Source organism: uncultured Maritalea sp. (genome assembly GCF_937139385.1).
GTDB lineage: Bacteria > Pseudomonadota > Alphaproteobacteria > Rhizobiales > Devosiaceae > Maritalea > Maritalea porphyrae_A.
The window spans coordinates 1-4,352 of the sequence record NZ_CAKZPW010000128.1 but is presented as its reverse complement, the minus strand read 5'-3'; the positions used below and the strand labels follow the sequence as shown (position 1 = coordinate 4,352).

Annotated in this window: 4 protein-coding genes; 1 reads left to right on the top strand and 3 read right to left on the bottom strand. The window is 48.3% G+C overall.

Annotated elements, in window-relative coordinates; genetic code table 11:
* The coding region (acs, locus tag Q0231_RS05230; protein ID WP_299345952.1) for an acetate--CoA ligase at positions 1–1,685 on the bottom strand (1,685 nt) is incomplete at its 3' end.
* A gap of 273 nt (positions 1,686–1,958) precedes the next feature.
* Here acs and Q0231_RS05225 point away from each other — a divergent pair.
* Complete coding sequence (locus tag Q0231_RS05225) at positions 1,959–2,549, top strand: GNAT family N-acetyltransferase (protein ID WP_299345949.1); 591 nt, start codon at positions 1,959–1,961, stop codon at positions 2,547–2,549.
* Positions 2,550–2,567: 18 nt separating this feature from the next.
* Here the strand turns inward: Q0231_RS05225 and Q0231_RS05220 are convergent, their stop codons facing one another.
* Together Q0231_RS05220 and Q0231_RS05215 are read right to left on the bottom strand one after the other, a co-directional pair.
* Positions 2,568–3,674, bottom strand: a complete 1,107-nt coding sequence (locus Q0231_RS05220) for a GNAT family N-acetyltransferase (protein WP_299345946.1) — start codon at positions 3,672–3,674, stop codon at positions 2,568–2,570.
* A gap of 191 nt (positions 3,675–3,865) precedes the next feature.
* The coding region (locus tag Q0231_RS05215) for a glucosamine-6-phosphate deaminase (RefSeq protein WP_299345944.1) at positions 3,866–4,352 on the bottom strand (487 nt) is incomplete at its 5' end.

The following is a 4,352-nucleotide window of genomic DNA, read 5'->3' as shown; positions in this document are numbered from 1 at the left end:
ACATAGCAATAAATGCCCTGCCCTTTTACATCGTGAGGATAGCCCACAACGGCAGATTCTGAGACCTTTGGATGGGCCACAAGCGCGCTTTCAATTTCTGCAGTGCCCATGCGATGGCCAGAAACGTTCAACACATCATCAACGCGGCCCGTGATCCAATAATAGCCGTCTTTATCTCGACGACAGCCATCACCACTAAAGTAATAGCCCTTATAGTCAGAGAAATAGGTCTTGATGAAACGCTCATGGTCGCCATAGACGGAACGCATTTGACCCGGCCAACTGTCCTTGATGCACAAAACGCCCTCAGCCTCAACGTTCGTGATCTCTTCACCAGTTGTTGGGTCAAGAATAACGGGCTGAACGCCGAAAAATGGTGTGGTGGCAGAACCCGGTTTGGTCGGTGTCGCCCCAGGCAAAGGCGTCAGCAAATGGCCGCCGGTTTCTGTTTGCCACCATGTATCAACAATCGGGCATTTGCCTTTGCCGATTACATCATTGTACCAATTCCAAGCTTCAGGATTAATTGGCTCACCCACGGTGCCAAGAATGCGCAAAGAGGAAAGATCACATTTTGAAGCATATTCATTTCCCGCGCCCATCAAGGCCCGGATGGCAGTTGGTGCGGTATAGAATTGATTGACCTTATGCTTTTCGCAAACTTGCCAAAACCGCGAAGCATCCGGATAATTTGGCACACCTTCAAACATCAAAGATGTCGCGCCATTCGCAAGTGGTCCATAAATAATGTAGCTGTGGCCCGTTACCCACCCCACATCCGCTGTGCACCAATAAATGTCGCCATCATGATAGTCGAACACATATTCATGGGTCATCGCCGCATAAACAAGATAGCCACCGGTTGTGTGCAATACGCCCTTTGGCGTGCCGGTTGAACCCGACGTATAAAGAATGAACAAGGGATCTTCAGCATTCATGCGCTCGGGTTTACAGAACTCATCAACGCCTGTTGCAGCCTCGTGCCACCAAACGTCGCGCCCGCCCTTCATGGCAACTTCATTGCCCGTATTCTCAACAACAAGAATTTTCTCAATGCCCAGCGCGTGCTTCGCCGCTTCGTCCACATTGGCCTTCAATGGCACGGTTTTACCACCGCGACGCCCCTCATCTGCGGTGATGACCACAGTTGACTTGCAATCATTAATCCGCCCGGCAAGGGCTTCTGGTGAAAAGCCCGCAAAAACAATCGAGTGTGCCGCGCCAATGCGCGCACAAGCCAGCATGGCATAAGCAGCCTCAGGGATCATGGGCAGGTAAATGGTTACCCGATCACCTTTTTGCACCCCAAGATTGCGCAAAACATTGCCAAATCGGCTTACCCGACGGTGCAATTGCGCATATGTAATGTGCATGTCTGTGCCCGGCTCATCACCTTCCCAAATAAGCGCCGTTTGATCAGCGCGTTCAGGTAGATGGCGGTCTATACAGTTGACTGAGACATTCAGCTCGCCATCTTCAAACCATTTGATTGAAACACTAGAATGCTCAAAACTTGTATTCTTGATCTTCGTCGGCTCTTTGATCCAATCAAGACGCTTTGCGGCTTCGCCCCAAAATCCCTCAGGATCTGCGACAGATTTCGCATACATGTCTTTATATTGGTCTGCGTTGATTAGGGCGTGTGAGACGATCTCTTTAGATGGCTGATAGATATCATCACTCATCGAGCGACTCCTCCTCGTTTTAAAGTCTACTAACTAGGGCATTACTGCCGGACTTACGGTTGGCGACACAAAACATTTGCGCCGCACGTTGTCCCCACAACACCGTGCACAAATGGCTAAAGGGTTGGTAGCACTTGGTCAATATCTGTTGGCATCTTTTTGGACTTGTTATGCTCAAAAGCAACTATTTTGAGACAGTTTGCTCATCGAAACCAAACTTAAAGGCGATCAGGTTATTTTCCACACAACCCACAAGATAGAGACCAAATGCGCATGAACACCACAAACCAACAGTCAAATGACACCGCCGGCCCAGCGGAACTAGCCGACTTGGATTGGGTCCTCACCCACGTTCATCAAGCCATTGACGAGCTAGAATTCTACAATGACGAATTCAAAGCTTTTGAAAAACAACGCATCAATGCCAATTTGATCCGCGCTCTTTTTGAATATGACCCCCACCACCTTCTGATCCTTAAAAAGAACGGGGAACGGGCCGGATTCATGATTTCAGGCCCAGACAACGGTGTGGTATTTCTCTATTGGTCCTACATATTGCCCGCTTTTCGCAAATCGAAATTGGCCATCGTCGGCAACACCTATTTCAAAGAGTATTTTGACAACGGCAATTGGCACAAATTATCGACCCTAACCCGCACAGACAACCGCACCGCACGAATTATCCTAAAGCGATTTGGATGGACTGAAGTTGCTGAGCTCAAAAAGCATATCTTTGGCGAGGACTATCTGGTTTTTGAAATTGAGACAAAAAAGACAATCCCGGGATATCGCCCATTTGCTGTAAAAGGTCGATTGGGTCGACTAACGCAACGTTTTAAGGACGCTTTTGGCCCAAAGAGTTAGCGCTTTTAAGAAATCGAATTAGTCGTTCGGGCCTATAGTTTTTCGGGATTTGATCCAACGCATAACTTGGGCCTTTGTATCGCGGGCAAAAAACAGTGTTTCGCCTAAAAGCCGTGGCAACATCCAGTGCGCGTAATTCATAACTCTTGGCACTTCAGACACAATTCCGGCTTTTCCAACCATTCCGTTTTTGAATTGGTGCAGCCCCAAAAAACCATCGGTCCCACCTAAGTCGTACCATTTGATGCGGTCTTGGCGCGCAAGCCAGCGCATGATTTCCCAATGCATCAAATAGCCAGCGCGAAGTGGCAAGGCCTCATCATTGGTTGCACCATATAAATAAACTGCGGTATCGCCCGTAGCAAAAATCACTGCGCCAGCAACTGGCTCGCCATCATGACGCACCAAAAACAATTCAGGCCGCGCACTGTCGTCAATATTTTCCATCAAATGATGCAAAGAATCAAATGCAGAATAATCCGGAAATTGTTTTCGGTCTGTCATAGACCGATAGAGGTCGTAAAACACAGGCATTTGCGAAACATCACAATGCTCGAACTCAAGTCCGTTTTTCTCGCTTTTTTTCAAATGCGCACGCCACTTTTGGCCAAAACTTGCGCGCATCGCTTCGTCATCAACATGAACATTCACGAAATAACGATTGGGAAATGGCAGCCCAAGACCGGGCTTAAAGCGGCGGGCCAACAGTTGTTCAGTGGCAAAATTGACTTCCGATGGCCTGGGCCGTGGCAATATCGAAAGCATCAAACGCCCTTCAATTGCATATTTTTGCACCAACGCGTCTATAGCAAGACCATGGATAGCTTCCGCATCCACTGCTGTAGTATCCAGAACAACGGGCCCCCATTTACACACCGCCAATCCGCCCAATCCCAAAGGCGCAGCACGATGCATGATCAAACAACCTGCCACCAATTCGCCGTCGCGTAAGAAATGCAGGCAGTCCACATTCATCTGTGGCCAGCGTTCGGCAGCAAAAACATTCATTTGCTCTTGGCAAATATCATCAAATTGATGCGCGGTTTGATCCCAAACGCGCGGGTCGACAGCCACCACTTCAAGCGTAGTGTTTTCAGCAGTTGAGGCGTTATTTTTGTTGATCATTTTTGTCGTCAAGTCAGCCATCGCAGCACAGTTCGCCTCTAAATGCGAGCGACGTGCGCTGCACAATTTGGGATTAAATAGTCGACGAATAAGAGCCCCAAAACACATAATTTGAAGTAAATTAGAATGGAAAAACCCCGTCCTCATCTAAGAACGGGGTTTCCAATTGCTTAACGCTGGGTTTGATGCGGCTACATTTGTTCCATGGCAATATGGCGTGTTTCGGCCCAAATCGCATAGTCTTTCATGCTCAACAGTTCAGCCGCGGCCTCATCAACCACAACAATGGCGTGTTGGTGTAATTGCAATGCTGAAGCCGGACAAGAAGCGGTAACCGCCCCCTCAACGCATCCTCTGACAGCTTCAGCTTTATGGGCACCAGTGGCCAACAGAACCACCTGCTTCGCATCCAGAATGGTGCCAATACCCATGGTCATTGAATCAGTCGGCTGACGTTCGTCCGGTCCAAAAAACCTCGAGTTCGCTTCGATCGTCGACTTTGTTAGGGTTTTCACACGCGTGCGAGATGATAGGCTAGAAAGCGGTTCATTAAACCCAATATGTCCCGTTCTACCAATACCTAAAAGTTGAAAATCTAAACCGCCTACAGCTTTAATTTTCATCTCATAATCTATACAAAATTGATAGAGATCATCAGCGCTAACTCTGCCATTAGGA